We start from the raw sequence: 25,979 nt of genomic DNA on the forward strand, positions 1-25,979 counted from the left end.
CCATGTATAGCCTTGGTTATGCCCGTGAAGTGCGTCCCAGTTCAAAGCGTTTTAACAGACCCGTACCATTTAAGGCATCGCCCAGTACTTTCGTCAGCAGACCACACAGGACAATGCCGCTCAGGATACGAACGACCAGTGCAATCGTCAGTACCTTCCAGCCCCAATGCATATAGCCAAACATATTGGCTGCCACGATAAACCACAGCGGAACCATGGCTCCGCCCACCAGCATTAGTGAAACTGCATTCCAGCGGCGATACCGCAAAAGAGCAAATACCAGCTCCGCCGCAACCATATAGCAGACAGCTGCCGCAATGATAGATGCAATTCCATAGGCAGAGCCCATAAAAGACTGCACTACCGCGCCAAAGGCATAAGCAATTACCGCCGTACCTGGCTTACGAATAATATAATAGGCCAGCAAACCATATATCATGTACAGCCCGACAATAGCGGAAGTTGCGATCGGCCCTCCCAGACTGTTTAACGTTTTGTTAATCATCGACAAATACACAGTCATGACGCCGTTCAACGTAGCCAGCATGGCCATTAACACGATATCCAGCGTTGTAAACTTGGCAAAAATACGAGATCCCTTCATATGTATTTCTTGACTCCTCTCCATAATCTAGTATACAAGGTCATAGCTCTGGTCCTTGTACAAACTGTTACTGTATAAATGTATTCATCCGCTGTCTTATTGTCAACCTAATTTTATTTTACCAGTTGACAATGAGGACAAAAAAAGGGGCTGCTTCTTTATAATACCCACCCTAAAACAGTCGTAGCGAATACAGCAATCACAGCACATACGTAGCCTAAACGCCCATTTTCCAGTGTACGAAGATACGTCCGTTCTGCATATGCGCCAAAACCTTTGCCCTCCATAGCCAGTGCCGTCTGCTGAACCCGTCTCACAGCATTCACCAACACAGCAGCCGCATACCCGCTCCACCATGATATCCGCTTGCCCCATCCTCGTGGTGGCTCCTGCCCCCGAACACGCCGTGCAGCCATAATGGTTCGCCCCTCTTCTTCCAATAAGGGCAGGAACGTCAGCGCCACTGAAATTCCGAACGCAAATCGATAAGGTACACGCAAGCGCAGATTCAAAGCCTGCACAAAATCTCGGGGATCGGTCGTCGAGAGATAGATATAGGATGCCAAAAACAATACAAAAATCCGCAGCGTTAATGCCCCCGCGATATCCAGTCCCTCCGCTGTAATCACAATGGGTCCCCATGAAGCGACAGTATTCCCTTCTCGAATCGCTAGGATAGACAGTATAAAATACGGAATACCTAAACCAATCAGGAACGACATAGCGCGAAGTTGGCGTGCTAGGGTCAACCGTGCGCCGAAGCCAGCCACAGCGATCAGTACCACCAGAAGTGCCGCTTCCCGTATTGTCGAATCCCATGCCATCGACAGGAGGCTAAAGCATCCCACCCATATAAGCTTACTTAACGGTCCAAGCCTGTGCAGCGGCGACGAACCGCCGTTATACTGAAACAGCATTTCGTTGTGCCTCCAATCTGAGCCATTCTTCATGCAGTAATGAATACATCAGCATATCCTTAAAGCCTGTAGATGTATGCTGTACCTGCCGTAACAGCCCTTCCTGGGTCCAGCCCATCGAGGACAGCAAGGCTTGCGAGCCTGTATTGCGCGGGTCCACCAGCGCTTCGATCCGATTTAATCGAATCGTGTCATATCCGAATGAAAGCACTAAGCGAAGCGCCTCAGTCATATAGCCATTGCGCCAATAAGGCTGGGCCAACTCATAACCAATCTCGGCTTTATAAGCTCCCTCCGTCTGCCAATAATTAAAGCCGCAGCTTCCAATCAGCCTCCCGTTCTCCTTCAGCTCGATCCCCCAGCGCAGCGCATCTTCCGTCTTCGCCAGCTCATTCAACAGCTCAATCATATCCTCTGCATCCTCTCGTCCTGACATACCGGTAAGGTTCATATAACGGTGAACCTCCGGGTCAGACCAGCAAGCGAACATCGTAGCCGCATCCCGGCTTTCCATCCTTCGCAGCCGAAGACGCGGGCTTTCCAGCAGTGGGATATGCCCCTTACATGCATATGCACACATGTTCCATCATCCTTCCAGCATTTCAATGACAACAAATATACGCTACATTTAAGCATACACCTCCAACAAACACAACCTTATTAAAGTGGACAGGCCCTTATAAATCAAATTAGCCCTCCGCTTCCTGGAATCAGGAATGAAGAGGGCTACCTTTTATTGTTATAAGATTTTTTGCGTCTCTTATCCTTTTAAGAAGAGGCACGGGCAGTGACATGCGCTGGATTTTTCACAACATCTTCGTACAATACGCCTAGCATCGACTGAATTTCCTGCAATTCTTCGATCCCTGCGCCGGTAAGGCTGAACATATCATCATGTGGTGTCAGAAAGTTTTCCTGTGTCAGGTTTTCCAGCTCCTGCTTGACTTCACGTTCTCCTACACGGTATCCGCGTTCTTCGAGAACTGGTTGTATATCTCTCACGGTCAAATCGTCCTGATGTGCATAAGAAAGCATCTGTATACGGATAAACAAGTTCTGAACATCTGCATGCATAATTGTAACTCCTCCCTGGCCTAAGCCAACATGTTACATTGTTTTTACCCATAGGGGAGAAGCTGGAAACAGATGAGGGCAACCCTTCATTGAATTACTTTCTATATTATATGTCCCGCTAAAACATAATGCTTTGCCGCCAGCGTTGCTTGTAGAGAAGGGAATTGTGGTGCTAGAGAAAGGAGATTATTCCAAGGCAGTAGTGCTATTTTCTACTTGACTGAATATGTACAATCGTTATATCTTAAATTAATTAACCAATGGTAAAAGTGATTTGCACAATTACCTATTTTTGGTGATATATACAACAGTTAATATGAAAATTTAATGTTAGGAGCGTGGACTCTACATGTTTCAAACTATCCCTTACGAAGGAACACGTCAGGAACAATTCGAATCCGTTCTCGGACAACTCCGGGCACTTGTTCACGATGAATCCAATAGGATTGCCAATTTAGCGAACGCTTCAGCTTTACTGGGTCACTTTCTTCCAGATGTGAACTGGAGTGGCTTCTATCTTTATGATGGGACTGAGCTTGTACTAGGACCTTTCCAGGGTTTACCCGCATGTATACGGATTCCACTGGGACGTGGTGTTTGCGGTACCGCAGCAGCTGAACGGCGAACACTTGTCATAGACGATGTACATGCATTTCCAGGACATATCGCCTGTGACGCTGCTTCCAATAGCGAAATCGTTATCCCTCTAATCAAAAACGATGAGCTGATTGGAGTGCTGGACATTGACAGCCCGCTAAAAAGCCGATTTGATCAGGAAGATCGTGTATTCCTAGAGGAATTTACGGCTATTCTGGTATCCAGCCTGTAACCAAAAATTGTGCATATATATAGTCTTCCTTCGCCACAATATATGAGGGTCCTAAAACCTAAACTATCCGGCGAAGGAGATTGATGATCAATGTTCAACAACATGGCTCCACAACAACAACTTCATCAATGTGAACAAATTATGCAGCAATTGGTACAACAAACACAACAAGGAACTGCTATGTATCAGCAATTGCTGCAACAAGAGCAACAAAACGCATCCAGCCTTGAAAGCCTAGTGCAACGCGAACGTAGCGCAGCTCAAATGATTCAAACCGCAATTCAGCATCACCAGCAAGCGATGCAGCAATACCAGCAAGTCATTCAACTGTGTAGCCAATTGGAAAACTCCATCCGCTCAAGCAGCCAAATGACTCAACCTGGATTTGGCGATAACTATGCTTCTCGCAGTATGCAACCATCCACCTTTAGTGCAGGAAGCCACATGAACCACAGCTTTCCGCAACACATGGGGACGACCGGGCAGCATTTTGCAAGCAGTGGTAGCATGCAGCAGTACGGAAACAGCAGTCAGCAAAGCATGAGAACAGCACCAAGCAGCATGTAAGCTGCTTTACACAACAAAGGGTGAACAGCAGGCCGTCGATGGGTTTGTTGTTCACCCTTTTTCATATTACTTATAGCCCTTTTCATCAGCTGTTGCTCTAGGTTAATTCCCGTTTGGCCAGCTCCTTCATTCCGTCTCGCAAATATTCAGCTAGCCCAGGGCGATAGCCTTCATACATTTTACTGAAGTCCTCATGTTCTACATACAAGTCTCCCAGCCCGCTATAAATTTCTGCTGTAGGGGTATAGAATCGGCTTACCCATTGAAGATGACGGCGGATCAGCGCCTGTACTTCTGCACTGTTATGCTTCAATCCCTTATGCATGGCTTCAGCCAGCTCCCGATGAATCTGATCTGCCTCTGCCTGTGAATCCAAATAATCCTCTTTGCTCCAGTTCGTCGTCGCGGTCTTACTCTCCTGGATCTTTTCTTCGACCTGTGAACCATAACGTTCCGTCAGATCACGTTCATACATTTCCTGTTTTTCCGGGTTAAACCCTTGGTACATTTGCTCTGGTTTCATCGTTTGTTCTCCTTTCAAATGAGCCACCGTTTCGTCAATGGTCTGAAAGAGAGTATGCAAGCGGAAGACCTTAGCCTCAATCTTGGCTCGATGCACCTGCAAAACCTCGGCTTTCTGCTCCTTGGTTTGCTTTAGCACATTGCCAATTTCGGATAAAGGCAAATCCAGTTCCCTGTACACCATGATTTGTTGAAGCCTCAACAGTTGTTCCTGTTCGTAATAGCGATATCCATTATTTCCGGTATGATGTGGTTTCAGCAATCCAATTTCATCATAATAATGCAAAGTTCGAACGCTGATTCCCGACAGATTAGATACTTCCTTAACCGTATAAGCCATTCCGCTTCACCTCCCTTGCTTTCACAGTCTACAGCCTCACGTGGCGTGAGAGTCAATACCCCCACTTCCCCACCTTGGTACTACACTTTTACCCTGTAAGCACATTGTGAACCGCCTAATTGCCAACGATTTTTCATACTTGCGACCTACAGCAGGTATCTTTAGATATCTATGCAAAAAAAAGCCCTACAGCGTATTTCAAATAGGCTGGGGGCTTCATATATTCAATTCGATCTGGCGACTAAGAGAAGCTTTTTCCCATGACCACATGATCGTAGTAAGCTATCTTTTGAATAATTTTCTCCAAATTGTGTTGCGTTTGTGCCATATGTTCTTCCACTTTCTTTTTGTGAGCAACCAGGAAATCTCTTCGCTCTTGGATCGTGGCTTCTCCTTTTACATTTAGCTCAAGGTATGCCTTAATTTCTTCAATGGTCATTCCTGTGTCTTTCATAGCCATAAGGAACCTGATCCAATCCATTTGTTTCTCGGTATATACCCTTCTCCCACCTTCATCCCGACCGACATCAGGTAGAATGCCCTCTTTTTCATAATAACGAAGGGTAGATGCTGGCAATCCGCTCCTGATTTCAACTTCTTTAATGGAGTACATGGTTGATCCCCTCCTCGTTCTTGTATTTTCGCTTCAAGTCAGCAGTAACGATAAGTATAAGTTTTCATAGAAAAGAGTGCAAAATTAGGATTTCCCTATTCACCAACTGAACAGCTAGCTCTCTCCCTGTCCTTCCCCTCGCAATTTCCCAATATAACTCCTTACATTCTCCTCCGGATGGCTCACTTCCCATTGATCCAACAGCCGATTGACCTCCTCATCCTGAGAATTCAACTGGTAATAAAATATGGCCGCTCGTAATTGGTGCTGCTCTTCGACAGGTTCATCATCAGGCCAGTGGTACTCTTGCTTGCCGTTCTCATCGGTAGTCCCTATCGCTCCGTCCAGTAACGGAGAGCGGCCTTCTAGGCCTTCACCACGGGCAATGGCTTTGAGAAAATCGGCATGTCTCCTAGCAACATCAGGCGAACAACGGTACAAATTCTCAAAAATATCAAAGGCATCAATCGGATCGTATTCCAAATTCTCAAGGAAGTGCCTTTGCAGCAGTGCGGCAACCTTCTTATTGCCCGTCAGTCCCGACAGAAAATAAAATGTAGGCATTTGTGCCTCATAACGAAAATCGTCGACATGGCTGATAATATCGTCCACAATCTGCTCGGTCTGAACACCTTCACGGGCTAACCGAGTTAGTATCCTCACTGCCTTATACTGCGTCCAATCGTACACCCCGAACGCCACCTCATACAGCATGGGAATCGCTTTTTCCCTGTAATTGTAGATAATCTCAAAAATCGCATCCTGTTGAATATGCAGCCAGTCGCCCAACCCTTCGTACTTTCCTGCCAAACTCTCAGGCTTCTGCAACTCAGTTCCAAAAAAATAACGCGGGAATAGAGGCAATGCCTCTTCTCCCAGCATAGCAGCAGCCTTCTTCGCCTCGGCGGTAAATTGCTCGGGCTGATCTACTAATCCTCCGACCTTTATAATGACTGCAGGAATAGCAGTGTCCAAATCGATTGCCATATGTAATTCACAGCTCCTTATCGTATATTACTAAAAATTCCTTCACCAACTAGAATATTCATTCTGAATATATATCGGTAATCCCCTATAATTTCTCAACACGTTTTCCGCGATTAAAAAGCATATTTTGGTAATTACTTGTATACTTTTCAACAGTTTACTTAATATATGCGATTGCTTCTCTAAGCCTATTCTTTTTTACTATAATTATTTAGTATTATAAGGATATAAAAAAAAGGAGGTTATCATTTGAAAAGTACAGGTATGACACGTCCCCTAGATGCGTTAGGCCGTATCGTCATTCCCAAAGAAATGCGAATTTCTATGGATTTTAATGTGGGTGACCCCGTTGAGATTTTCGCAGATGAGGAAACCGGTATTCTCGCCTTTCGAAAATATACCGGGGTGACGTGTAAAATGTGTGGTTCAGCAGAACAATTGACTTATTTTAGAGATAGTTTTATTTGTAAAGAATGTATTGAAAGTTTAAAGAAGGGGTTAAATTTTAGCCCTGTCCTAAGACCAGCCAAATCGGCTTTAGCCAACGGACAACGGTCGATTAAAGAGTCCAAGCGTCTACGGAGATCGACACAGCAGATGATTGAAAGCCTCAAAGAATTAATGCAAAAGCAACCCAATGCAGCACAGCACGAATATGCCAAAATGCTTGAGGTTTCCCAAGCCCGTATATCCCAGCTCAAAAAAATGCTATAACTACAGCTTGCTATCCTACATAGGTATACACCAGAGATTTCATCATGTACAGCTAATTTTGAACCGTGATACGCAGCATCATAGCTAACCGACAAAAAGCAGGAAACACATTTGCGAAATCCTCGAACTAGGTACAAAGAACTACTAGATGACTTGCAAGCGACAACGCCTTATTAATAAGACTATGCCAATTAATAGTAACGCCTAAATTAAACGAAATGACCTTCTCTACGTAAAGAAGGTCATTTCGTTTATTTATTCATTTTAATGTTGTTTCAACTCATCCAAAATACTTTTACCTGTAAAGATGTGCATTTTTGGGGACAGTGAGTTTCAAAAAATATCTTATAGGAACTTGGTACACAGTCTTATATTGATGTTACTCAAATCAGCCAGGCTCAAGGCCCTTATCCAAGTATGCCTGCAATCTGGCGAAGCCATTCTTTACGTGTATCTTCATCGGATTGGGGTACCGACTCGAAAAATATATGATACATAACGTCAAGTCCGCAATATTCAAATACGCCTTTGTCGGACGTCAAGTGAAGTGCTTGATCCATGCCATTGCTGGCATATTCCGCATGTGATTTCCCTTGGGTGTTGAGGATGATGACTTTCTTCCCCTTGAGCAGCCCCATCTGCACCCCGTTTACATATTTGTAAGCAAACCCGTAAGAGAATACGCGGTCAATATACCCTTTCATTATGGCTGGCATCCCCGTCCACCATATCGGATAAATAAAGGTGACCACCTCTGCCCATTGCAAAAACTTCTGTTCCCGCACAATATCTTCTCCGATTCCTCCAATAATCTCGCTACTGCTGACTACAGGTTGAAAGCCGATATCATATAGATCACGAACCACCACATCATGCCCTTTTTGCTTTAGTCCCTTCAATGCTGTGGTCAAAATTGCATGGTTAAAGCTTTCATGTGATGGATGCGCGTAAATAATAAGATGTTTCATTTTCTTCTCCTCCATTTACTAATAAAATGAGTGATTGATCAATTACTTAGCTTCATACTTCTTCACCTAACTGAATCTGCATCAATTCATAGTTCCAATAAAGATACGTTCAGTCAACTTGAAGCGTATGCTGCTCATAAATGTCACCTACGTTGATTGTTAATCAATTAGTAATTGATCAATCACTAATTGATTGGTCTCAGTATAGTTTATTCCTTTTTATTTCGCAAGTGCTTTTGGTTCAACTTGCCACTGTTACTATCGCGCAGAAGACGCAAAAAAGCCTATCTGATGAGTAGCATACGCAAAGCGCATTTTCGATGTCCATCAGATAGGCTTTTATATAGCTATTTACCGTTTAATAACGATCAGCTTGGTTTCCAACATTTCTTCCATAGCGTACTTTACACCTTCGCGTCCAGTGCCACTTTGCTTCACACCGCCATACGGCATATGGTCAACACGGAAGCTTGGTATGTCATTGATCATCACGCCCCCTACCTCAAGCTTGTCCGCTGCATCCAGCGCGGTCGTGATATTACGTGTGTAAATTCCCGCCTGTAAGCCATAAATTGAATCATTCACATGGCTCACAGCCTCATCTACAGAGCTAACGGAATGAATCAGCACAAGTGGGGCAAACACTTCGCGACAAGACACCTTGGAAGTCGGGTCCACATTGAGCAATACGGTCGGCTCCAGAATCCCACCTTCGGCATGACCACCCAGAGCGATTCTCGCGCCTGCTTGGACTGCTTCCTCCAGCCACTCACGAACACGCTCGACATCCTTGGCTGAGATGAGCGCCGATACGTCCGTGTCCGGGTCTAGCGGATCTCCGATTTTTAAACGTTGAGTCGCTTCTATAAATCGGGATACGAACGTATCATACAGCTCACCGACAACGTAAATACGTTGAACCGAGATACATACCTGCCCCTGATTGGCAAAGGCTCCACTCACACAACGGTCGATGATCGCGTCCACATCTGTATCACGGTCAATAATAACAGCCGCGTTGGAACCCAGTTCCAGCGTGACCCGCTTCAAGCCAGCCTTGGAGCGAATTTCTGTACCGACTGCCGGGCTACCGGTGAAGGTGATATAGCTGACGCGTGGATCAGTAACAAGTACGTCGCCAATCGTTTTGCCATCGCCGCTGATCACGTTAAGAGCGCCCGCAGGCAACCCGGCCTGCTCCAACAGCTCCGCGATCAAGTAAGCCGACAGTGGTGTCTGCTCCGCAGGCTTCAATACGACCGTATTGCCTGCTGCCAGCGCAGGGCCCACTTTATGAGCGACCAAGTTCATCGGGAAGTTAAATGGTGTAATAGCTCCTACTACCCCGACGGGTTCTTTGAGCGTGTAGGCCATACGGCCCTCGCCGCCTGGTGCAGCATCCAGCGGAATGGTCTCTCCGTGAATGCGCTTGGCTTCTTCGGCTGCAAACTTGTAGGTTTGTACCGTCCGATCAACTTCCGCAAGCGCAGCCTTCCATGGCTTGGACGCTTCACGTGCAATGATACGCGCTGCATCCTCACGCTGCTCTTCCAGCAGGTCAGCCAGCTTCTCCAAAATAGCTGACCGCTGGTGGGCTGGCATGACCCGCATCTCTGCACGTGCATCAGAAGCCGCCTGAATAGCGGTCTTGGCATCCTCAGCAGTGGCCTCTGCTACCTCGGCAATGACTTCCCCGGAATACGGTGATTTCAGCGTCGTATATGATGAAGCTGCTTTCCATTCACCGCCAATAAATAAGTGCTGCTGCATGCTTTTTTCCTCCTTTGCTCTATATCAATGTCTCATTTAATACTATTTCACTGTCAGCACTGGACAAGGTGCGTGCTGAATCACATGATGGCTCACACTACCCAGGATCAGCTCCGAAACAAGTCCCTGTCCCCGTGTTCCCATAATGATCAGATCTACCTTTTCCTGATCTGCAATTTTACAAATGAAACTCGCCGGATCACCATGCCCCGCCAGCATACGGTACGAAATGCCCTCGTCCTTCAAATAGTCGGCTGCAGGCTCCAGAATATGACGACCTTCCTCTTCGATCCGCTCATCCACATCAATCCCAACCGGGGGCTCATTCATGGATAAAGTCGGATTTACATGCAATACGGTCAGATGCAGGTTTCCCTGAAGCTGCTTGGATAACGTTTTGGCTGTCTCCAATGCCTTCATAGCGTGTTCCGAACCATCAATCGCGACCAGAATCTGTTTGAATTCGCTCATACTCTTTTCCTCCCCAGAAGTTCAATGTTAGTGTGCATCTACCTGAATATCCTGCATATGTCGGCGACGTACGATCAGCACAGCTACGCCAATCAGTACCATCAATGCTCCAAAATAAAACGGAGTTTCTGCTGCATACCACTCTGACAGCTTCCCTGCAAGCCATGGTGAGATGGCCCCGCCCAAAAAACGCATAAAGCTGTAAGCCGCAGATGCTGTGGAGCGCTCCACTGGAGCAGCCTGCATAACAGCGGTTGTAATCAATGTATTGTTAATCCCCAGAAAAATACCAGCCACAATGACCGCTACAATGACAGTCGTTGGCGAACCAGCTAAAGTCCCAATCGCCATAACACCTAAATCAATGGCAAACAACGTCAGCATGATACTAATGGAAGATACCACGCTCAAGCGTGCTTGAATCTTTGGAGCTACAAACACCGAGGTAAAGGCCAGCATAATTCCCCAACCAAAAAACACGTAACCCAAACCATGCTCGTCTAAATGCATGACATATGGAGAATACGCCATCAACGTAAAGAATCCAAAGTTATATAACAATGCTACAATGCCGAGCGTGAACAAGGCAGGATAACTTAACGCTTTGAATGGGTCCGCAATGGAACCGCGTTTTTTCGGCTTTGGAATCGAAGGCAGCATAAACGTAATGAACAAAAAGCCAATAACCATCAATCCAGCTACACCGAAAAATGGACCGCGCCAGGAAATGGAACCTAACTCACCGCCTAGCAGCGGGCCGACTGAAATCCCAAGCCCCAAGGCCGCTTCATACAAAATAATCGCTTTAGCTGTTCCAGAAGTGGACAGACCTACAATCGCAGACAACGCTGTTGCGATAAACAAAGCGTTTCCCAGGCCCCAGCCTGCCCGGTAGCCCACAATTCCGCCAACTGTACTAGCCGTGCCGCCCAGTCCGGCAAACACAATAATAAATAATATGCCGGTTAATAACGTCCATTTGACACCCAATCGACTAGATACAACGCCCGTAATCAGCATCGCAACGCCCGTCACCAGATTATAGCTGGTGAACAGCAGCGACACTTGGCTTTTCGTAGCATGAAGCTGATCGGCAATGGCCGGCAGGATCGGATCGACCAATCCCAGACCCATAAATGAAATAACACAGGCAAAGGCGACCGCCCATACCGCTTTAGGTTGAGACAGCAAGCCTGAGCGTTCTTTTAACTCTTCAGGTAATGCATGTTGTGAACTCATAATAGGATGTTACCTCCACATCTGAATGTAAATGTTCTTGTTATGATGGGTCGTGCTCAAGTTCCTCATCCAGAAGAACCTTACGTTCACGCACCCTAACCCGCAGCTCCTCCAGCTCTGTCTGGAGCATACGGATACTGTTGATCTTTCCCTCCATTAAGTCCAACTGTTCGTTCAGCGTACGTTCCATATCCTCCAACATGGTCCGTCGCTCGATTGGCTGCAAATGCTCTGTGCGCTCGCGATATTCCTCCCGCTGCCCCTTGAGCATTTCTGCTGCGGACATGTACCGCTGAAGTTCTTGCAAAGAAAAGCCAAGCACTTCCTTGGCACTCACTATTTTTTTTAGTAAATCCACATCCTCCTGCGTATACAGCCGCATATTTCCTTCACTGCGCTGCGGGGAGGGCAATAAGCCGATTTCCTCATAATAACGAATAGTTCGCTTGGTTAAACCGCTTTGCTTCGCAACCTCATCAATTTTATACGTAACCATGACACCCACCTTATGAAAAAGATTATATATAAATACTACGCCTATATAACGTTAACGTCAACGTAAACTTTTAAACACAAAGAAACCGCCTCTGTTAGAGACGGTTCCTATTTGGGATTGCATAGTCATAGACCCGAAGCATCGGCGCTCAAGCCCATGAATATCACTTTAGATGAAGAAAGTACGTGTGATGATAACCAGCAAAATAAAGAGTACCAAAATGACACCAGTGGAAGTCCACATGCCGTAGCCGCCACCGCCACAGCCACAGCTTCTATCTACTTCACCCATCTCAAATTCCTCCTCCCTCTGTCGATTACAACAAATCGCCCGAAATCAAATTCTTCAACTGAGAATTAGATAACGAATGCTTTGGAAATAATAACGAGCAGAATGAAAAGTACCAGAATCGCTCCTGTAGATGTAAAAGCTCCATAACCAGCGCCTACTCCAGACATGGTGATTCCTCCCTTCATGGTTTACAAAGCATCTTATGCTTATGCCACCGTCCATGATAGGGACAAATGCCGCGCCTGCTGCCCAAATATGGGTTTGGGGTCCAGTTATTCTTCGAATGCGAGCATTCCGTGATACAGGAGATTTCTTGCCTGCTTGGCAAGTACAGACGGGCTTTCACGTCCAGGCAGCAATTTCGTTAACGTCAGCCGTTCTATCAAACCGATCACACATTCTGCTGTCAGTTCAGGGTCAAGTTCTTCACGGCAGGAACCCCATCGTTGTGCCGCCAGCAGATGCTTCTTGATATGTTCCGCCATTTCCGCCTTGATGTGTACCGAGTCTGCCGCCTGGTAAAAACCGACACGAGTGATCGCCGGATTATTAGACAACATGCGAAAAATAGCTTCCAGAAAAGCTTGTCCCCGTCTCAAAACTTCAGCTTCGCTTAGGTCCGGGTCAATCTTCATACTTTGTACCGTCTCATTCACCAAAGTACGGAAGCTCTCCACAAGCTCCTCATACATTTGTTCTTTGCTTTCAAAATGAATATAAAAATCCGGCTGCGTCAATCCTGCACGTGCCGCAATCGAACTTACCTTAGTTTGGTAAAACCCCGTCTGAGCGAACTCTTCAGCCCCCGCTTCCAGTAACAACCGCCGACTTTCCCGACTTCTGACTCCTGCTCTCATCACGGTTTTGCCCCCTTACACCACAAATCTATCGTATTATAAAGTTCCTTTGCAGTAAGAACAACGGGCTTGAGGATGATATATACCTTTCCTTCAAAAGTCCTAATATAGAAGGACTGAATGTTATGGAAAATCAAGGGTATCCCCCTTCAAGGTATAATTAACCAATTAGATAGATGAGCGAGCAGGAATTATTACGCCGAATTTAAATTTTTATACTTGAGAATTTTGTGAAATCCTGACTTTCGATATATCTCAGTGATGAGGACCATATTTGCGCATCATTTCAATCGTTATCAGATCATCATCCAGCCCCCGTTGTTGCAAGCCGTTGATAATTTGCTGACGCTCCTGATCTTTAACATTTTGTCCGAATTTAAACTTGGCGGTCCATTCCTCGGGTACAATTTTGATCAGAGCGACCCCTTTCAAACGTGAGGCATACCGAGAATCGCTGGCATCAATCGTGTCATATCCGCCTTCCGGTTGCAGCTTACTCATAAAAATGGAAAATGCTGATGCTTTTTCTTCCAAATCCACTACAGGCTCCGCATGACCACGCACGGTAATACTTTTAAAAAATGAGGTCGCAGGACATGCCATATGTTCATCCGTGAAATAAGATGGAATGAGCGCATATTCTTTGGCAGCTGAAAAAGTAACCCGATTATCCTCTTTCATCCGTTCCATCTTTTCTCCAGCACGGCTACCATGAATATAAAAAACGCCATTTCCATAAGCGAAATTCAAGGGAACCACACGCGGAAAACCATCCTCGCTGTTCATGCCTAAAAATCCGAAACTGACCTCGCTTAGAAACTGCTCTATTTCCTCTAGTTCTTCTACCGTAAATTCCTTTCTTCTCATAGGGGACTCTCCTTCCATCTATTGACCAATGATACATTTCAGATTATGTTGAAAATGGATTATTAAAAAGATCCAATATGAACGGAAATGACTGGTCCAATATAAGGAGAAAAGTATGGACATTACGATTGCTTATCAGCGCGCAATTCAAAAATATCATTTGAAATACTTGGCATTGTATCACGCTCTTCGAGAGGGAATTCTCACTGGCTCCCTTGCCAGCGGTACGCGCCTGCCTTCCAGTCGTGATCTGGCTGTGATGTATGGCATTTCGCGCGGAAGTGTTAAAGAAGCATACGATATGCTGTTGGCAGAAGGATATGTGAATTCGGTAGTAGGCAGAGGAACCTTTGTTATGGAACAGACTGCAATGCTGCCAGACGAATCTCTAATCGATCAGCAGAACCAAACCCCGCCTATTGCAAAACAAAAAGCCCCTGCTCTGTCAGCATGGGGACAACGAATAATGCAGCTCGAAAGAGAACGGGCCTTATACTCGGCTCCTGTGTCTGCTACGGATAGAGACGGTGCACAGCAGCCTTTGATTTCTTTTCAAGCAGAAGAAGATGTATTGGAGGGCAGCTCACAGATCGCATGGAAAAGTGCATTGGCTGCCGCTGGCAAGGACCTGCAAAAGCCTTCGGATGACTCGACGCCTGCACCAGTGAACGGTGATAAAGGACTGCGTGAAGCGATTTGCCATCATGTTGGCAGAACACGTGGAATTACGGCTACCCCGGATCAAGTCGTATTATGCAGTGGTTCCATGGAAGTGATCACGTTATTAAGTCAGCTGCTTATTCATGAACAAGATAACATTGTACTGGAGAATCCCTGTTATTCCGGCATCTACCGTGCAGTTACTGCCTCAGGCGGACAGATACACGCTGCTGAGCTGGATCAGCATGGAATTATTCCACAGGATTGGGATGCCAAGCTCCTGTTTGTTACGCCTGGACGACAGTTTCCAACCGGTGCTGTATTGCCATTAACGCGCCGTCAACATATTCTGCAATGGGCAGCGTCTAAGGGGGCGTGGATCATTGAGGATGATTATGACAGTGAATTCCGCTGGGCAGGACGCCCCATTGAACCATTAAAAGCACTGGATCGCGCGGAATGTGTCATCTATGTCGGTTCCTTTTCCAAAAGCATGTTCAGCAGCCTTCGACTCGGGTTTGCCATCCTGCCTGTGGCATTAGCTCAAGCGCTGACTGCTGCCAAACGACTATACGATCCCCTGCCGCCTGCCCGCTTGGAACAGCGTGCACTGGCACGTTTTATGATGCGCGGAGACTACATTCGTCATTTGCGGCGGATGACTCGAATATACAGATCACGCTACGACGTATTCCAGCATGAAATACAGCCGTTGAGTGAGCTGTTTCACTGGCAGCAGAACGATTGCGGTCTACACGCCTATGCCATCTGGAAGCATGGACCTGCCCAGTATCATCATTTGATGCAGACAGCACGATTTTATGGAGTCACATGGCGTGATGCTGCTGATTACCAACTGACACCGGGGCCTCCTTCAGCCTGCTTTAACTTTGCTCACTTAACGGAGCAGCAGATTATCGAAGGTATTATGCGTCTGCGCCAGGCCTGGGACAGTATCAAACATCAGTATCACGGAGCAACGCTAAGGCAATAAAAGGGTACTCTATTCGTACTTTGTATATAGCAAATTAGACTAACGATAAAGAAGACTTGCCCTTTCCATTCCCTCACTCTTTCATATGATGCTAGTAACTTAAAAGAATTGGAGTGAGAGAAATGGCAGTTAGTCCACTTTGTAAACGGTTTGCCGATATATTAAAAGCAACACCTCAAATCATTAACGGAGTTTGTACTGCATCTACAGTCAGAAATAACATCAAGCCGATCATTTTGGGGAAAAGGGCCAGATCCTTTCTTGCCATCCCCCAAGCTTTTTCTTTCGAAAGCATTGGCCGTAACGGAAAAGGTTTATGTCTTGGCGAAACTGTGATTCTGACCGCAAAAATTAATCCGTTTATTTCTCGACTTCGTAACCATGATATCAAAGTGACGGCACTCCACAATCACTGGCTATTCGATAACCCTAACCTTTGGTACATCCACTTTGAAAAAGTAGAAAAGCCGCTTGTTTTCGCCACAGAAGTACGTGACGCGCTTAATGTCTTGACAACGAAGCCTGTACGTCCGGTGATTAAAAAGAAATAAGCTATCAATAAATGCAAGAGATCCGCTTAGGCGGATCTTTTCTTTGTTATGGCTACCTTTGCCCTGAACCCCTTATTTAATCACTAGCCCCAAAAGGCCAACAAAGGATGAAGCCTGATGCGGTGAGATGATGCAACCATTCAAGTCTTCTATCTCCACTTGTAATCCGTCAAATTCGCAATCACTGAGATCAATTCCCTTGAGCTTGGCCCCCGACAGGATGGCTTGATCCAGATTGCAACGGGCAAAAGAGGTTTTTTGTAGTGTTGCATGATAAAGATCTGCACTTATCAAAGAACAATCCTCAAAACCAACTTGCTTGAAATTAGCAAAACGGAACATCGAATAATCCCCTAGGCAATCCAGAAAACGAACGTTTTGGAGCCTACTTCTCGAAAAATCCGTTCCGAGCAATTTACAATTTCTGAACTCTACCCGATGGATAAAGGAGCCGGAAAAATTAATATTAGACAGATCGCATTTATCAAAAATGATGTCTGTCCATTCACTTTCCGGCAATGATGATTCCATGATGGTGACATTTTTGAAGACCATCTTCTCTAATGAAACCTTAACTGCTTCCATATTGTCCAAAATAATATCCTCTACAGACCCTGTACTAAGTTCGTCTTTGGATCGTATGGAGCGTATTTCTTCATTTAATACGGGTAAGTCCGCAGGAATCTTCGGTGACTCCATTTTATTTTTCATTATAGCTCTACCTCCACTATGAATAGATTTCTAGGATATCTATATGAATCTATTTTCTATTAATTCTCACGTATAGGGTAGCAAAAGTATTTTTGACACATATATTAACATGTGAGCACACTCACGAACCTTTGTTAGGAGGTTGATAGCATGGCAGTACAGCTATCTAATCAAATATTCTCCATCTCAATCGGGAATTATGGGGATATCTCTTCCTTACGTCTGACAGGAGACACCTTCAATACGAATTATGTCATGAACGGCTCTAACGCACCTAAACAAAATACGTCAGATCATCAGTGGCTGGGTGAACTCATGTTCACCTATCGTCTCGGTAACGGGGCGTGGACTCGGGCATGGACAAGCAATTCTGCTGATGTGCGCCAGATCATCTCTTCTGGTAACAGCGTCCAGGTATCCTATCAAAATTCCTCCAACCCTCAGGGAATACGCAACTTCACTTTACAAGAAACCTATTCGTTGGTTAACGACTATTTACATTGGCAAATGAAAGTAACGAATACTTCTAATCAAGCACTGGAAATCGGAGATTGGGGGCTGCCGCTTCCTTTTAACGAATACTGGTCCGGTGGCAATAATGAACAAATCTATGAAACCAGGGTACTCTCTCACTCCTTTGTAGGTCATCACAGTTCCTTTATTACAGCTGGACGACCTAGCGGCATCGGACCGTATATCCTGCTGCTACCTGATGCCGCAACGGGTGCTGGTCTCGAATATCAGGACCACTGGAGAGTCGAGGAGCATCCTGGCAGTACATGGGCTATGGAGCAAGGCGGCTGGTCTGAGGGACTGAATGTGTTCTATATCCACTCCAATGTCATCAAAAGCACCAACCGTGGTTATATCGGAAGCACCAGTCTGTCGCTGGCCCCTGGTGAAAGCAAAACGTATGCCTTTAAATTCTACAAGGTAACGGACGAGCAGGCTGTAAAGGACAGGCTATACAGCGAGGGGCATGTAGATGTGACCGTGGTTCCGGGTATGATTGTCCCGACCAATCTCAAAGCTAAATTCGATCTGCATACCCGTAAATCCATTACCTCTGTCACAGCGCAGTATCCCTCCGAAACGACCATCAGCTATTTGGAAAATGCCCCTACAAATCACAAAATATATGAGCTTACACTGGGACGATTGGGTCACAACAATATTACAGTAAATTACGGTAACGGCGAAAAAACCGTTCTCCAGTTCTATGCCATTGAGCCGGTTGACACTGCACTTCAGCGTCACTCCACCTTCATGGTTAACAGCACCCAATGGAACATACCGGGAGACCTGCGGGACAAGGTGTTTGACGACTGGATGATGCAATATAAGGCCAAACGCAACAGCTTTAATGGCTACTGGGGCTGGGGTGATGATTGGGGATTAACTCACGGCCAGTTTCTAGCGGAGAAAAATGTCCAGAAGCCCGTGGCGTCTGAGATCAAGGCTGTCGATGATTATCTGGAGGTGGCTATCTGGACGAATCTGATGGAAGGCCATCATACCGATTATTTGGTCCCTGATTTCCTGATGCCACAACCTAATACGACACCAACATACCGGGGCTATGCCTATCCGCATATTTACAATACGTTTTTCAGCATGTATAAACTTGCCAAGTTGTATCCCAGCCTGGTCAGCTATCGCAATAGCAAAAACACATATTTGCTACGTGCTTATCGTATTTTTAAAGCGTTGTATGAAGGTCCTGTTGCTTATAACTGGAACACAGGGCTTATGGGTGAGCTGACCACACCTGATATGATTAAGGCGCTTCAGGAAGAAGGATTGACTACTGAGGCTAACGACATGATTGCCAAAATGGCTACCAAGTACAACAATTTCAAAAACACCACCTATCCCTATGGCTCTGAGTACAACTATGACAATACAGGCGAAGAGGCGGTATATACACTTGCCAAAATGAACGGCAATACGACAATGATGAGCAAAATCAATGCCAAAACACGTGCTGCACGCGGTCATATGCCTGTCTGGTACTATTACACCGATCCGGTCACAATTACCGGAGAGAATTGGTGGAACTTCCAGTACACCACTTCGCTGGCGGGCTATGCGATGGATGACTGGACACGTCGTTATTCGTCCAAGCCTGAAGTGGACCAGCGCCTATCCTATGCCGCCAAACTGGCGAACATCGGGGCGATTAATTCGGGACAGATCAGCCCGGACCCTGCCAATATCGGGGCAGTATCGTGGACATATCAGGCAGGTAAGGGCAATTACGGCGCCCTTGGTCTGGACGGCGGCCCTCTCTTTAACGGATGGCGCGGCATGTCCGGAGAAGCCGATCTGGGGCTGTTTGGAGCCATTAAAATCCTAAGTTCGGATGTTGCTGTCGATCCCATATTCGGATTGTTCGGTTATGGCTGTGACGTTACAGAAAGCAATAACAGCTATACGGTTACTCCAAAAGACGGCGTATTCCAACGTCTGCATCTGATTACCCAGAAGCTGAGTCTGGAGTTGAACCGGGACCAATATACCTTGGCCGTCGTGTCCAAATCCAAGAACAACATCCGTCTGATGTTGAAAAATACGACACCAGGCACAGCTCATACTACTACTGTGACAATAACCGGACTCGCGACAGGTACGTATGACGTACTGGTAGACGGCACAAAAACCGGCTCAGTCACTGCTGTTAACAGTGCTGCGACTACAACCAGCCTGAACATCGGTACGGCAGCCAACTACGATATCCGCATTCAGTCCAGTACAGGCAATCCAGCTCCCGCTGGGGACATTATAGCCCATTATGAATTTAACGAAACGGCCGGATCAACCGCAGCCGATTCGTCAGGTTATGGGCAGCAGGCCAGTGTAATTGGCGGCTCGTGGAGCGCGGGGCGGAATGGCAATGCCCTGCGCCTTAACGGTATTGGCGCCTATGCCAGCCTGCCCGGCGGAATAGTTAGCAGTTTAAATGACTTTACGATTGCAGCATGGGTACGAGTGAACACGCATAATGGCTGGGCTCGTCTGTTTGATTTTGGAGCAGGAACAGATCGGTATATGTTTTTGACCCCGAAGGCCGAAGGGACAGGTATGCGTTTTGCCATCACTGTCTTGGGGAACGGAGAGGAACAGCAGCTGAACGCCCCGGAACTGGCGACAGGGGTGTGGAAGCATGTCGCAGTGACTCTGTCAGGCACTACGGGAATTATGTATGTGGACGGTATAGAGGCGACACGTAACACGGGTATGACGCTGAGACCTTCCAACCTTGGACTGACAGATTGGAACTACATTGGGAAATCCCAGTTTGATGATCCTTATCTTAACGGTGCAGTAGATGAGCTGATCATTTACAACAGAGCTCTGACTGCTCAGGAAATCAGGGGCTTGCCCTCGGCAAGCAGCACCATTACAGCCCATGGATTTGAGAGTCCAAGCATATGCTGAAGGGGCCGATTAGAATGTAATTATAAATTTAATTTAATGCATTCCTTTCATGCCATTAACGTTTTAGATTGTGAATGATTTGTATTATGAATGATTCGTACCGTGAATCATTGGCGTCGTAAATGATTGGTATCGTGAATTATTTTTGCGGGTGCTTCCCATCGCCTCCGCCCCGGATTTCTTATCTTAATTCTGCAATCAGGGGAGAAATCCGGGGAGATGATGCTTCCGAAGCGAGCCTTCCTATGGAAAGCTGGTAAATCGACCACTTTACCGAGGGGTCTAGCCGTAGCTCTTCCATCTGCAGAGCAATTAGCTTCGTCTAATACGTGTCGTTCTTGGTCTTAAGCGAACGAGCTCCTCACTGGTGAGTTGTCTAGTATAGGAACGAGGGGAAGATCCTGTATCTACCCTGAGTACCCTGCCTGCCCCGCTGGGGCGGGCTACTCGTGTGTTGAATACCTGCATGACCCACTGCACTGGAAAGGCTATGGATAAGCGACCATCTGCCGTGCCTGCATAGTTGACCGCGGCTGCATAATTATCGGACTGTCTGAGCCATACAGAGCCGGAATCCCCGGGTAGTGATACAGGAGTCGTACCTCTAATAACCGTCTGATCTTCGAAGGTCAGCAGGCCCAACTCACCACCATAATTGATTTGCAAGTCCGTATAGACGGACTCTACCGTGCCATTAACCCGCCCGCTCGTACGCCCTACCTTCTTCAATCTTTCTCCTATGCGATAGGCGGTAACATGACCCGGAATCGCTCCCACTGTAGCATAACGGGGATTGAGCAGGTTGTTGCGGGTCGGAAGCGAAAGCGCTGCATCAATCAGGTTCGTTCCAGTGGGATTTAAGCGTACGTAACGATACAGTCGTCCTATACGATCCTGGGCAACCGTCCCCCCATCGGCTCCGCCTGGCTGAATTGTAGCCTCCCGATTGTCTGTATTGGAGGGATTGAGCACATGGTTATTGCTTAAAAGATAACGTGTAGCCGGCGCTCCAGTTGGGGCAACGATAAGTCCGGTTGTACCGGAGCCTTCAATCGTCCCGACACTGTAGCCGGCGATGACCGGGCGGATGCGCACTTTGTAGTCCGTAGCATTAGCCCTTATTTTTCCAGTCTTTACAATTCGGACAGGAACGTTCGATTTCTTCCCTAAGGCAGTGGCCGACAAGAGTCCAGTAGAGGCCGACGCTAGACGGTCCGTGTACACAATGACAGCGGCTCCCCTTTTGGGATGGGCAGGGTCCCTGTAGCCTACGCCAATGCCGTGAACACCGGACATTTTTAAGACTCGCTTGGCCATCCGCTTTTTCACCTGAAGCGCGGCCGAGAAGGTAGCCAACATAATCATCTCCTTTTACATTCAGATGAAATATTGTATGGCTAAGGCCGCTCTGCGTTCCATTTGATCTTACGATCGCTGTTGCTTCTCTAGAGCCAAACGGACCGCTGCGCTACCGAACTCCGTATCGAACTATATATGAAGATATTACAAAATATGGTATAATCACTCGCGAAATTGGCATTCGATCATTTGATTCTAATGTTCGAGGAGGTATTTCATGTTTTCAATGATATTGACATACAGCATACAGGCAATTGTGATTTTACTGATTATCTTCACAGTGTTGAGAAACAACAGAAAGAAAATAGGCCGGGGATCACTTTCACTGCTGCTATCTCTTCTTGGCATGGCTGTTTCTTTTGAATTTGGCGATTACATATTCGGAGACCAGTTGCTTTCCTTTTTAGGAATGTCAGCATGGTCCAATCCTGTTAATAATACTGGGTTCCACTACACTATTTTTGTATCGAGTATTTTTTTTATTCCTAGCTTAATCATTGGATATAAAAATCCTGAAGATTTTGGAGCTCTTATTGGAAGACGAGTTTCTAGTATTTATCTATTTATAATCATCATTTCGCTTTTATTTTTCATAATAAGCTGTTTGTCGAAGTGAAAGTTGGATGTGTGGTCATTCCAAAATAAGAGGCCTTTCTATAATTGAACTGATCTCTGTTAAGTAGACCGTAATAAAAAAGCAGCCTTAAACAGCCTAAGTCCGATATTCATACGGTCTTAGGCTGTTTAATTTCTGTTAAAAACAATGAAGGTGTTAGAAATAGATGTAACGTCAAGTGTGCGAGTATGAATTCTCTATATAGTACAAGAATAACAATAATTTCAATCAAAATTCATAAGAGTGAATTAAAAGTTCATAAAAATGAACCGGAAATATTTTCTTTTTCACACACTTAGCCTCTACCACTGTTTGCAGAAATTGATAGTTTATTGTTATATGAAATAATTTTTACTTCAATAGAACTATTTTAGTTTTTTTCCTTGCAGTCGATATAATTGAGGGTTCGCTAAAAAGCCCTTTCCTATAGGAAGATAGGATCAACTCGCTAAAAACAATGTTCGTTGTGATTGATAGTAAATGTCAACCAGCCGATCCAAGGAGGTAGTGTACTAGAACATTTTTCACTTAACACATCTTATCTTGCGTTAACCGATAGCAAGATATAAAACATTAGGAGGATAACCAATATGAATTCATTCAAGAAAACGAAGAGCTTGATCACCGCCCTGACCGGGGCTGCGTTATTATTCGCGCTACCCATGACGGCAGGCGCGGAGAGTAATATCAATTATACTGGCATGTTCCTGGGCTATGACGGAAGTGTAGACACCAGTCCTGTCCAGACCTACAACCCTGACATCGTCTCTTATGATCTGCTGAACTGGAACTACGGGGGGAGCGATGCAGCCTCCATTACCTCTCATAGCGCCTCAGCCATCCAAGGCTTAGGTAAAATCGTTACCATTTCTACCCACATGCCCAATCCCCAGGGTGGAAATGTAAACGCCCCGATGTCTGATTCCGATTTTAAGATCTTGGCCAATACAGACATTTCATCCATCAATTCATCCAGCTCCGTATGGCTGCAAAATTATAAGGCTCAGATTGACAATGTTGTGACTAGCCTGCAAAAGTTTGACTCATCCCCCGTCTACTACAGACCCTTCCATGAAATGAACGGAGGCTGGTTCTGGTGGGGAAACAAGAACACGACAGACTATAAGAACCTGTACATCAATCTGTACAATTACATCGTGACGACCCATGGCATGTCCAACGTCAATTTTGTCTATGCTCCAAATAAAGGAGCCAACGCGGCCGCTTATTATCCCGGCTCCAGCTATGTCACTTGGATTGGCATCGACGCCTACAGCGACGATCCATCCAATGACAATGAAATCAAGATGGCTTACAATGACATCAAAGGACTTGGCAAAACTTATGGCTTCTGCGAGATTGGACCAGCCGTGGGCGGCGACCATGTGGATCGCAACAATAATCAGCTCAAGGAATTCGATTATTCGCTTTGGAGCAATGCCCTGAATGAGATCTATACTGGAGCAAGCTTCTTTATCACCTGGGACGGTGCCTATGCTCCGCAGAACAATACGAATAGCAGCACGCTGTTTGCGAAGTAGAGCTCATAGTAAGCGTCCGGCTCCCGGTTCGGCAGCAAGGCATCATACGTGTTATTCCAAGAAGACAGCAAGGTCCTGGAAGATTAGGACGTCATCAAGCACGACAAAAAAGCATGCCCTTATGAACTGAAGTTTCCCTATCAAGCAGCCAATTATTAATAAGCCCTATTTAAACAGCCTGAGTCCCATATTCGTAGGGACTCAGGCTGTTTAGTCTCTTTTGAAAACGTTCGTGGTTAAGAAAGGATTTTTTTGGCAATGAGAAGCACAGCTTATCCCTTAACTGCTCCCTCCGCAATGCCTTCCATAATGAATTTTTGAAAAAAGGCATAGATCAGAATAACCGGGATGGAGGTCAGCACGAGCGCGGCCAGAATGAGCGACCAATCCTTGTTGTATTCTCCAAACAACATATTGGTCGAGAGAATCAGGGTGTAATGGTTCACATCCGTCAACATCAAAAGTGGAAGTAAAAAGTCATTCCAAATCCACAGGAAATCCAAAATGGCAATTGTGACGGTGATCGGTAGCAGCAAGGGAAATATAATGCGAAAGAACGTTTGGAATTCATTGCAGCCGTCCATTTGCGCGGATTCTTCCAGCTCACGCGGGATGGATTTGACGAATCCATGATACAAAAAGATGGCCATGTTCACGCCCAAACCGATATAGATCAAAGCCAAGCCGTACGTACTGCCTTGAACAGACAAATCTTTTGCCATTCGTGTAAGCGGTATCATTATAGAGTGAAAAGGCACCAGCATGGACGCAACAAACAGAAAGAAAATCGCACTGCTCAGTTTTCCACTTGTACGAGACAGCTTGTAGCCTGCCAGTGCCGAACAGACCACGATCCCGCCAATGCCGATAAAAGAAATAATCGTAGAATTCAGAGCGCTGTTCAGCAAATGGGTCTGATGAAAGGCCTGGCTGTAATTTTCAAAGTGAAGCTTCGTCGGCAGCGCCGTAAAGGATGCAAACATCTCACCCTGTGTTTTAAACGAATTAATGACCGCCATGTAGATTGGGAAGAAGGACACGACTGCGCCCACGCACAGCATCAGCGTGATCAGCAAGGAATTAGCTTTTTTCAGCCTCATGCCTCCACCTCCCTCTTCTTCATGACACGTAGCTGGATCAGAGTGAAGATGAGCACAATGGCGAACAAAATAACGGATTTAGCGCTCGCATAACCATAACGGAAGTTGTTGGAGAACGCCTCCTCATAAATGTTCATTGTAATGACTTGTGTACTGCGTCCCGGTCCCCCGCCAGTCAGCCCATACACGACCTCGTACACCTTGAAGGCACCGTTAAGTGTCAGGAAGAAACAGATCGTAATCGCGTGGGTAATCATCGGCAGCGTCACACTTCGCAATGTCTGAAATGCGTTCGCTCCATCAATAATAGCAGCCTCCTTCAAGCTTTGTGGTACACCCTGAAGTGCAGCCAGATAGATGATCATCATATATCCCACACCATTCCAGAGCGAGACAATAATGATGGAAAAGAACGATACTTTCGGATCGCCCAGCCATGATTGACCTAAAAAGGCGATGGCCGTCTTTTCAGCAATCTGCGGCAGCACGGAGGAAAAAACGAATGTCCACATAAATGCGCTAATAATAGTACTGATCATATTGGGCATAAAAAATATCGTCCGAAAAAATCCTTTGCTACGTGTGCGTGATTCAATCAACACTGCCAGTACTAGCGCAAGTACATTTTGTAGCACGATCATGACCAACACGTATTTAAGTGTAAACCAAAGGGAATTGAGAAAATCGGGGTCTTCCTTCAAGGATTCCACAAAGTTCCCCAAGCCGATAAAGTTGTAATTGGGATTCAATCCATTCCAGTCTGTAAAGCTGTAGTACATGCCGCTGATCGTTGGAATAAGCAGGAAGATGGCGTAAAAGATCAGTGCCGGGGCAGTAAACGCCAGCAGCATGACGTATTTTTTGTAGATTTTAAAAGGCATGG

The 25,979-nt window shown here is 46.0% G+C and carries 28 protein-coding genes; 8 read left to right on the forward strand and 20 right to left on the reverse strand.

Annotated elements, in window-relative coordinates:
* Nucleotides 1-16 precede the first annotated feature (16 nt).
* The 4 genes from G9G57_RS17915 to G9G57_RS17930 form a co-directional block, all read right to left on the reverse strand.
* Nucleotides 17-604: an ECF transporter S component gene (locus G9G57_RS17915; RefSeq protein WP_107734931.1), complete on the reverse strand. Its 588-nt coding sequence runs from the start codon at nucleotides 602-604 to the stop codon at nucleotides 17-19.
* A gap of 158 nt (nucleotides 605-762) precedes the next feature.
* On the reverse strand, nucleotides 763-1,521 hold the full coding sequence (locus G9G57_RS17920) for an energy-coupling factor transporter transmembrane component T family protein (RefSeq protein WP_107734932.1): 759 nt from the start codon (nucleotides 1,519-1,521) through the stop codon (nucleotides 763-765).
* Entirely contained in the window at nucleotides 1,505-2,101 is a 597-nt protein-coding gene (locus tag G9G57_RS17925; RefSeq protein ID WP_039276759.1) for a GNAT family N-acetyltransferase, read from the reverse strand. Before G9G57_RS17925 ends, G9G57_RS17920 begins: the two co-directional genes overlap by 17 nt.
* 188 nt (nucleotides 2,102-2,289) lie before the next feature.
* Complete coding sequence (locus tag G9G57_RS17930; protein ID WP_016819370.1) at nucleotides 2,290-2,595, reverse strand: hypothetical protein; 306 nt, start codon at nucleotides 2,593-2,595, stop codon at nucleotides 2,290-2,292.
* A gap of 349 nt (nucleotides 2,596-2,944) precedes the next feature.
* Here G9G57_RS17930 and G9G57_RS17935 point away from each other — a divergent pair, with 349 nt between their 5' ends.
* Nucleotides 2,945-3,424: a GAF domain-containing protein gene (locus G9G57_RS17935; protein ID WP_016819371.1), complete on the forward strand. Its 480-nt coding sequence runs from the start codon at nucleotides 2,945-2,947 to the stop codon at nucleotides 3,422-3,424.
* 90 nt (nucleotides 3,425-3,514) lie between these two features.
* Complete coding sequence (locus G9G57_RS17940; RefSeq protein WP_017425717.1) at nucleotides 3,515-3,991, forward strand: hypothetical protein; 477 nt, start codon at nucleotides 3,515-3,517, stop codon at nucleotides 3,989-3,991.
* A 97-nt stretch (nucleotides 3,992-4,088) separates the two neighbouring features.
* On the opposite strand, the gene G9G57_RS17945 is transcribed toward G9G57_RS17940, so the two are convergent.
* The 3 genes from G9G57_RS17945 to G9G57_RS17955 form a co-directional block, all read right to left on the reverse strand.
* A complete protein-coding gene (locus G9G57_RS17945; RefSeq protein ID WP_164965348.1) occupies nucleotides 4,089-4,853 on the reverse strand; it encodes a MerR family transcriptional regulator in 765 nt (254 codons plus the stop codon).
* Nucleotides 4,854-5,094: 241 nt separating this feature from the next.
* On the reverse strand, nucleotides 5,095-5,466 hold the full coding sequence (locus tag G9G57_RS17950) for a MerR family transcriptional regulator (protein WP_013369358.1): 372 nt from the start codon (nucleotides 5,464-5,466) through the stop codon (nucleotides 5,095-5,097).
* Nucleotides 5,467-5,580: 114 nt separating this feature from the next.
* A complete protein-coding gene (locus G9G57_RS17955) occupies nucleotides 5,581-6,453 on the reverse strand; it encodes a transcriptional regulator (protein WP_102999224.1) in 873 nt (290 codons plus the stop codon).
* A 249-nt stretch (nucleotides 6,454-6,702) separates the two neighbouring features.
* Between G9G57_RS17955 and G9G57_RS17960 the strand changes: the two genes are divergently transcribed.
* Nucleotides 6,703-7,167, forward strand: coding sequence for an AbrB/MazE/SpoVT family DNA-binding domain-containing protein (locus tag G9G57_RS17960; protein WP_016819375.1), 465 nt, complete (start codon nucleotides 6,703-6,705; stop codon nucleotides 7,165-7,167).
* Between the two features lie 407 nt (nucleotides 7,168-7,574).
* Here G9G57_RS17960 and G9G57_RS17965 read toward each other — a convergent pair whose 3' ends face one another.
* The 9 genes from G9G57_RS17965 to G9G57_RS17995 all read right to left on the reverse strand — a co-directional run bounded on the left by G9G57_RS17965 (nucleotide 7,575) and on the right by G9G57_RS17995 (nucleotide 14,126).
* The gene (locus G9G57_RS17965; protein WP_117290335.1) at nucleotides 7,575-8,135 is read right to left on the reverse strand and encodes an NAD(P)H-dependent oxidoreductase; all 561 of its coding nucleotides are present in this window, start codon (nucleotides 8,133-8,135) and stop codon (nucleotides 7,575-7,577) included.
* A 351-nt stretch (nucleotides 8,136-8,486) separates the two neighbouring features.
* Nucleotides 8,487-9,905: an aldehyde dehydrogenase family protein gene (locus G9G57_RS17970; protein ID WP_016819377.1), complete on the reverse strand. Its 1,419-nt coding sequence runs from the start codon at nucleotides 9,903-9,905 to the stop codon at nucleotides 8,487-8,489.
* 42 nt (nucleotides 9,906-9,947) lie between these two features.
* Nucleotides 9,948-10,376 (reverse strand): universal stress protein, encoded by a 429-nt coding sequence (locus G9G57_RS17975; protein ID WP_016819378.1) that lies wholly within the window; start codon nucleotides 10,374-10,376, stop codon nucleotides 9,948-9,950.
* A 27-nt stretch (nucleotides 10,377-10,403) separates the two neighbouring features.
* Nucleotides 10,404-11,615 carry an MFS transporter gene (locus G9G57_RS17980; RefSeq protein WP_016819379.1) on the reverse strand — a complete coding sequence of 404 codons (1,212 nt, stop codon included), beginning with the start codon at nucleotides 11,613-11,615 and terminating at the stop codon, nucleotides 10,404-10,406.
* Between the two features lie 40 nt (nucleotides 11,616-11,655).
* Nucleotides 11,656-12,111, reverse strand: coding sequence for a MerR family transcriptional regulator (locus tag G9G57_RS17985; RefSeq protein ID WP_016819380.1), 456 nt, complete (start codon nucleotides 12,109-12,111; stop codon nucleotides 11,656-11,658).
* Between the two features lie 168 nt (nucleotides 12,112-12,279).
* Complete coding sequence (locus G9G57_RS26240) at nucleotides 12,280-12,402, reverse strand: hypothetical protein (protein WP_016819381.1); 123 nt, start codon at nucleotides 12,400-12,402, stop codon at nucleotides 12,280-12,282.
* Nucleotides 12,403-12,467: 65 nt separating this feature from the next.
* On the reverse strand, nucleotides 12,468-12,569 hold the full coding sequence (locus tag G9G57_RS25970; protein WP_014599460.1) for a hypothetical protein: 102 nt from the start codon (nucleotides 12,567-12,569) through the stop codon (nucleotides 12,468-12,470).
* A 105-nt stretch (nucleotides 12,570-12,674) separates the two neighbouring features.
* Complete coding sequence (locus G9G57_RS17990) at nucleotides 12,675-13,259, reverse strand: TetR/AcrR family transcriptional regulator (RefSeq protein WP_102999262.1); 585 nt, start codon at nucleotides 13,257-13,259, stop codon at nucleotides 12,675-12,677.
* 255 nt (nucleotides 13,260-13,514) lie between these two features.
* Nucleotides 13,515-14,126 carry a pyridoxamine 5'-phosphate oxidase family protein gene (locus tag G9G57_RS17995; protein WP_113050182.1) on the reverse strand — a complete coding sequence of 204 codons (612 nt, stop codon included), beginning with the start codon at nucleotides 14,124-14,126 and terminating at the stop codon, nucleotides 13,515-13,517.
* A 115-nt stretch (nucleotides 14,127-14,241) separates the two neighbouring features.
* Between G9G57_RS17995 and pdxR the strand changes: the two genes are divergently transcribed.
* Nucleotides 14,242-15,780 (forward strand): MocR-like pyridoxine biosynthesis transcription factor PdxR, encoded by a 1,539-nt coding sequence (pdxR, locus tag G9G57_RS18000; RefSeq protein ID WP_164965349.1) that lies wholly within the window; start codon nucleotides 14,242-14,244, stop codon nucleotides 15,778-15,780.
* A gap of 122 nt (nucleotides 15,781-15,902) precedes the next feature.
* Nucleotides 15,903-16,331 (forward strand): DUF1259 domain-containing protein, encoded by a 429-nt coding sequence (locus G9G57_RS18005; protein ID WP_164965350.1) that lies wholly within the window; start codon nucleotides 15,903-15,905, stop codon nucleotides 16,329-16,331.
* A 72-nt stretch (nucleotides 16,332-16,403) separates the two neighbouring features.
* Here the strand turns inward: G9G57_RS18005 and G9G57_RS18010 are convergent, their stop codons facing one another.
* A complete protein-coding gene (locus tag G9G57_RS18010; protein ID WP_025363990.1) occupies nucleotides 16,404-17,042 on the reverse strand; it encodes a pentapeptide repeat-containing protein in 639 nt (212 codons plus the stop codon).
* A gap of 150 nt (nucleotides 17,043-17,192) precedes the next feature.
* Here G9G57_RS18010 and G9G57_RS18015 point away from each other — a divergent pair, with 150 nt between their 5' ends.
* Nucleotides 17,193-20,480, forward strand: coding sequence for a DUF5695 domain-containing protein (locus tag G9G57_RS18015; protein ID WP_238799316.1), 3,288 nt, complete (start codon nucleotides 17,193-17,195; stop codon nucleotides 20,478-20,480).
* Nucleotides 20,481-20,792: 312 nt separating this feature from the next.
* Here the strand turns inward: G9G57_RS18015 and G9G57_RS18020 are convergent, their stop codons facing one another.
* The gene (locus G9G57_RS18020) at nucleotides 20,793-21,839 is read right to left on the reverse strand and encodes a hypothetical protein (RefSeq protein WP_019686102.1); all 1,047 of its coding nucleotides are present in this window, start codon (nucleotides 21,837-21,839) and stop codon (nucleotides 20,793-20,795) included.
* A 217-nt stretch (nucleotides 21,840-22,056) separates the two neighbouring features.
* On the opposite strand from G9G57_RS18020, the gene G9G57_RS18025 reads away from it, so the two are divergent.
* Both G9G57_RS18025 and G9G57_RS18030 read left to right on the forward strand, forming a co-directional pair.
* Complete coding sequence (locus tag G9G57_RS18025) at nucleotides 22,057-22,455, forward strand: hypothetical protein (RefSeq protein WP_038978263.1); 399 nt, start codon at nucleotides 22,057-22,059, stop codon at nucleotides 22,453-22,455.
* A 590-nt stretch (nucleotides 22,456-23,045) separates the two neighbouring features.
* Entirely contained in the window at nucleotides 23,046-23,996 is a 951-nt protein-coding gene (locus G9G57_RS18030) for a glycoside hydrolase family 26 protein (RefSeq protein ID WP_102999228.1), read from the forward strand.
* A gap of 272 nt (nucleotides 23,997-24,268) precedes the next feature.
* Here G9G57_RS18030 and G9G57_RS18035 read toward each other — a convergent pair whose 3' ends face one another.
* On the reverse strand, nucleotides 24,269-25,096 hold the full coding sequence (locus tag G9G57_RS18035; protein ID WP_017425736.1) for a carbohydrate ABC transporter permease: 828 nt from the start codon (nucleotides 25,094-25,096) through the stop codon (nucleotides 24,269-24,271).
* A complete protein-coding gene (locus G9G57_RS18040) occupies nucleotides 25,093-25,977 on the reverse strand; it encodes a carbohydrate ABC transporter permease (protein ID WP_016819393.1) in 885 nt (294 codons plus the stop codon). Before G9G57_RS18040 ends, G9G57_RS18035 begins: the two co-directional genes overlap by 4 nt.
* Between the last annotated feature and the right edge of the window lie 2 nt (nucleotides 25,978-25,979).

Source organism: Paenibacillus sp. EKM211P, from assembly GCF_011066175.1.
GTDB classification, from domain to species: domain Bacteria; phylum Bacillota; class Bacilli; order Paenibacillales; family Paenibacillaceae; genus Paenibacillus; species Paenibacillus polymyxa.